This is a genomic window from Enterococcus sp. AZ191 (assembly GCF_051713845.1).
Lineage (GTDB): Bacteria > Bacillota > Bacilli > Lactobacillales > Enterococcaceae > Enterococcus_B > Enterococcus_B durans.
Genome location: NZ_JBIOQS010000008.1, coordinates 1 through 4,969 on the forward strand (window position 1 = coordinate 1; position 4,969 = coordinate 4,969).

At 30.7% G+C, this 4,969-nt stretch carries 6 protein-coding genes and 2 pseudogenes; 2 read left to right on the plus strand and 6 right to left on the minus strand.

The features are described 5' to 3' along the window. The coding region (locus tag IGI47_RS14040) for a replication initiation protein (RefSeq protein ID WP_438784565.1) at window positions 1–577 on the minus strand (577 nt) is incomplete at its 3' end. A 993-nt stretch (window positions 578–1,570) separates the two neighbouring features. Here IGI47_RS14040 and IGI47_RS14045 point away from each other — a divergent pair. Next, window positions 1,571–1,702 (plus strand): hypothetical protein, encoded by a 132-nt coding sequence (locus IGI47_RS14045; protein WP_438784566.1) that lies wholly within the window; start codon window positions 1,571–1,573, stop codon window positions 1,700–1,702. Window positions 1,703–2,074: 372 nt separating this feature from the next. Here IGI47_RS14045 and IGI47_RS14050 read toward each other — a convergent pair. Then, window positions 2,075–2,236 (minus strand): annotated as a pseudogene (locus IGI47_RS14050) (IS6 family transposase); the annotation flags it as partial. Window positions 2,237–2,498: 262 nt separating this feature from the next. Between IGI47_RS14050 and IGI47_RS14055 the strand changes: the two are divergent. Then, window positions 2,499–2,993: a hypothetical protein gene (locus tag IGI47_RS14055; protein ID WP_065305726.1), complete on the plus strand. Its 495-nt coding sequence runs from the start codon at window positions 2,499–2,501 to the stop codon at window positions 2,991–2,993. 191 nt (window positions 2,994–3,184) lie between these two features. On the opposite strand, the gene IGI47_RS14060 is transcribed toward IGI47_RS14055, so the two are convergent. From IGI47_RS14060 to IGI47_RS14075, 4 genes and pseudogenes are all read right to left on the minus strand, one after another. Further along, entirely contained in the window at window positions 3,185–3,634 is a 450-nt protein-coding gene (locus tag IGI47_RS14060) for a helix-turn-helix transcriptional regulator (protein WP_065305724.1), read from the minus strand. Window positions 3,635–4,055: 421 nt separating this feature from the next. Next, a complete protein-coding gene (locus IGI47_RS14065) occupies window positions 4,056–4,226 on the minus strand; it encodes a hypothetical protein (RefSeq protein WP_002292472.1) in 171 nt (56 codons plus the stop codon). 15 nt (window positions 4,227–4,241) lie between these two features. After that, on the minus strand, window positions 4,242–4,781 hold the full coding sequence (locus IGI47_RS14070; RefSeq protein WP_104661986.1) for a DUF536 domain-containing protein: 540 nt from the start codon (window positions 4,779–4,781) through the stop codon (window positions 4,242–4,244). Window positions 4,782–4,808: 27 nt separating this feature from the next. Further along, window positions 4,809–4,969, minus strand: a pseudogene (locus IGI47_RS14075) (replication initiation protein); the annotation flags it as partial.

The window sequence follows — 4,969 nt, forward strand, 5'->3', positions numbered from 1 at the left end:
TCGCTTGGGCAAAAATTTGTTTATCAATATCTCTCATACGATAACTTTCTGGTATTGCTAATAGAGCTCTAAAATCTTCTATTTTTACAAACCAGTGACCTTTTTTAGATCTTCTGTTTTTATGAGCCATAAGTTGGCGATATAACTCTTTAACGTAGCTACTCTTTAAGTTTGTCATATTTTCTAATTCGAAACGAGTAAAATTAGTTCCGATTGAATTAAGTATATATTCAAATTCTTCAGAAACCTTTATTAATAATGTTTCATTCACTTTATCAATTTTAAATTTTTGAAACAGATTTAATTGCTCATATGTTTTTTCGTCTTCATAAATAAAAGACAAAGTAATGATTTTTTTTGACATTTTTATTAAATCATTAGCAAAACGGTCGCCACGTGCATTTATATTGTAATCAATTAATTCTTTTATTTGTTTAAATGTAAAAATTTCTTCTTTTGTACCTTTTCTTTTCATTTTAGAACATATTCCCCAAAATAAATCCATATCTATAGGAGTAAATTTTCTTAAAGGGACAGAATTTAATCCATTATTATATCGAACTATATCGTTACTCAATAAAAATCACCTCAATAAATTAGGTTATCACAGACATAAGAGGATGTAAAATACAATTTATCCCCCATAGTGTGACAATTTATCCCCCATAGTGTGACAATTTATCCCCCATAGTGTGACAATTTATCCCCCATAGTGTGACAATTTATCCCCCACTACCTATGTCAATACTTACTCTCCCATGAGGTTGCTAATACCTAACAGTTATTATTAACAGTATATCTAACAGTATATCTAACAGTATATCTTAAGAGCACATTTAATTTCCCGCCTAAAAAACTACTACTTTTTACTCAAACAGGTTCGCGAATTTTTCTAAACTGGAAAACTTGCTCCCTACGGTCGCTAAAAAGGTGTGATCGCTATGCTCTCACATTGTACTGCGCAGTCGCCTAAAGGCTCCTTTGCCAAAACCGTTGTTCAAAGAGAACTTTGTGAGGCTCTAAGAACTTGTCTAAGTCGTTTTGAGACAGATTTAGAACAAATCCCTTATCTAGTTCCTAAAACGCCTTACAGGCGGTCAGGGCAAGCCCTAACAACCCAAAGGCAATCTCTAATTCTATTTTTGCTGAAATCTCTTGTATCTTTTCTCTAAATTCAAACCCAAAGAACAATCATCTGTCAGAACGCTATATAACCCGCTTAATTTTCGATTTAAGACGTTTTAGGTTGTTTTAGGTATAAATATATACCAATCGAATTAAAGGTTGTTAAAACGAAAAATAAAGCCTTATATCCCCATGCTAGGACCTTCGAGTTCTTTTTGTATAGTTGTTCGTTCAAAATAATCCCATTCATAGTCAGGTTCCTCTACTTCAATCCCAATCGCTCATTTTTCTTGTTCTGTCAATGGTTTGCATAAGTCCTCCATTGAGATTTTGCCCTCGTTATACAGTGTAACCAATCCATTTCTTAAACGAATACTATCACTTTTAAATTCTGTTTTCTCACGTTCCAATTCGTTGATTTCTCGTTTTAAAGCATGTAATTGAAATGACTCAAGAACAGATTGAACAGACTTTAAAAACTAGAAATGAAGCGGATAAAACAATCGAAGAATTAACAGAAGAAATGAAAAAAATTGACCAAAAAATCGTTAGAAGAAAAACGTCAAAAACTGATTGAAAAGAACCGATAAGCACAGAGTGAAAAAACAAATTAATCCCTTTTTAGATTGGGGCGAAAACAGGGCGACAGTTGGGGCGGAAATAGGGCGAAAAGGGGCGAATTTGGGGTGACAAACTGTAATTTTGGGGCCCATGGGAAAGCCTTGCACTGCAAGGCGGGACACCTTGTGTGTCCCCCATTTCCCCTTATGCTCATACAACAAACAGGAACGTTTAAGTGAGTGCTAAGAACTGACTCAATAAGAAGAGGAATAAAATAACAAAAGTGTAAATAGAACGGATGTGACGATGTGACTAAAAGAGACATGAAAATACGTGACGTAGAGATAGAAATACAGAAAAAGTTAGTAGAAGTTGCGAAGAGAAAAGGGTATTCTTGCACCCAACGATAAATCGTCGTATGAGAAACGTTAATGCCACGATCATATAAGATTTCTTGAACTTCACGATAGCTAAGGTTATAACGAAGATAGTAGCCCACGGCTACAATAATCACATCCTGCTGAAATTGCTTTCCTTTAAAATGATTCATCGTCATTCCTCCTGCTATCTTTTTCTATTATTCTACCTTATTTGATAGTAGATTTAAAACTTTGCAACAGAACCGTCAAGAGGGTTTGTTTTATAAAATGTGTTATTTTAACAATTAGTAGACATAATGGTTATTAAAAAAATATAAATTAATAATATATATGTAAAGCTATGTAAAGTTAAAATTTCTTTTATTTATTTAATAAGCTAGATAAGATAATTTTGTAATTTTTATACAAAATATTTCTAGGAGTGAAACAATTATGAAACATGCTAAATTTATTACTGTTGGATTAGCAACTATTACTTTATTATCTGCTACAATTCCTGTGGGAACAACAATTGTACAAGCAGATGAAATTAAAAATGTCTCTGTAGAAAATGATCAATTTAAAGGTTTGAGCGATAATGAATTGAGAAATTTAGGTTTTTCAGAAGCAGATATTATAAACTATCATGACAATTTAAATAATCCTGTTTATATTCAAGAAGGAATGGTTCTAAATAGTAAAGAACAACATAAAGAAAGAGGAAAATTTACTTGGGCAGTAAAGGCTATTAGAAAGGGATATAATAAATTACCTAAATCAGTTAAAAGATATATTGCGGCACATACAGGGCTAGATACTCTTTTAAGTTTTATCGAAAATGCGACTGGTACAATTCAAGATGCTGTATATAATGCATGTAGAAAAGTTGGCATGAGTAAAAATGTAGCAAACATTGTAACTGCAGCTATTATGACTTTAGTATTTTAATAAAAAATCCGATTAGTTAAAACTAATCGGATTTTTTATTAAGTTCATGTAGAATTAGATAAAAACCATAAAGGGTAAAACTAATCCATGATACAAGAAAAGCTATTAAGAAAACATTTTTTTTAGTGATATAGAAAAGTATATAAAATAAAAGTATAACAAAAGCAATAATCCAATAGAACCATTTTTTTTCAGCTATCTTTTTCAAATAATCTCTTCTTTCTTTTTTTCTTTTTATTAATAAAGTAAATAATAGGAATAACAAGTCCTAAAGGAGCTAGAGTTATACTTATAAATATTAAAGTAATACAAAATAAAAATTCATCTTCTTTATCATAGTTTAAATCTTGGTTTAAATTATCTACTTGAGTTTGTATTTGATATATTTTTTGCTCACATTCTAATAGTTGATCATAATGGACAGATAACCTATTTCTTAATGATTCATTATCTTTTAATAAGTCTTCTATAGACGTTTGATAAATTCTAGATAAAGCTATTAAATTATCTAAAGAAGGATAAGAATGATCGTTTTCCCAACTAGATATAGATTGACGACTTACATGTAATTTATGTGCAAGTTCAATTTGAGATAAATTTGCTTTTTTTCTATGATATTTCAAAGTACTTCCTACAGTCATTAGTTAATCCTTTTATCAAATAATAGTACCCTAATATTGTACAATGATGATATCTGATTTTGAATTATATTTCTTCAATGATTATTTTAAGTTCATAATCGTTTAAATTAAATTATAAATAGTTATATTAAGAGCTAGTAGACATAATGTACACTATGCCAAGTAGTGCCTCTACCAATGGATAGAGACGCTCACTTTGTGATTTTTAATTGGTCTAGCTAAAAGCGACTTTCTAAAGCTTGATTTTTCGCGGTTATCTATATCTAATTCTTTGTGCATTTTTATCTGTCATTTTTTAAAGACTTGTTATTTTTTGTAAAATATGGTAAATTTTTGGTAGCGCTTCATAAGCGCGCTGCTTTTTCAAGAATAAACTCTCATTATTTTTTTAACTAGCTGCTCGGAAGAGCAGTCTTTTTTATTATTTATCCGTCTCTTTTACAAACAATTCTTCGTTAGGACTGTTGTAATAATTTGGATTCAATTTCAATTCACCATGTTTATTCCCTTTATTGATCACTGACAATAACATCGGACTGAATCCTAGAATTCCTAGTAAAATAGAACCGAATAGAAGATTTTTTCTTGTCATGAATGTTCCCTCCAGTTATTTCCAAAGCTGCCACCATTTTTGCTTCTTCTTTTTTGTGTGTTTTTCTATCGATTCTGTTTCTTCAGAAAGAATAGTAGTTGATTCATCTTCTGGAGTTTCTTCCGTATAAGCTAATTGTAACTGTTCTTGCAGTTTTTCGATCTGTTGATTTGCCTGTAGGGTGAGCTGTTGTTGCTGGTCGAGTAATTTTTGCATATTAGAATTATTTTGCTCTTTAAGGGAAAGTTGTTCTCGTAAAAATTCATTTTCTTCACGCAACTTATCTAGCAACTCGTTTACAACCACGTTTTTGCTTGATATATAAATGTTTTTATCGTTGTCTTTTTCATACTCCTGCAACCTATCTAGTAACCTTTGGTTACCTAAGTTGCTAGCAAGTTGCAATACTCCAGAACGTAATACAACCTTATAACCACGCTCATTTTTAGCTAATAAGGACGGGTCTAATTTATCAACATGTTTAGAGATTGCTTGCCTACTTATTTCAAATAATTCAGATAATTCCTTTATTGTAAAGGTTTCTTTGAGTTGCATGATAATTGCCTCCTAAATTGTTAGGTATTATTTCTCTAACCAATTATCTAAGGTAATTGAAGGTATATTTTCTTCAAAATAAATTTGCAGAGATCCTATCTTATTTCCTTTGTAGGCTTTAATTTTTTTGATTTCAAAAGTTTTAAAAATAGCAGGGTGAGTTGAATTAACGTTTAAAAATTCTTTTT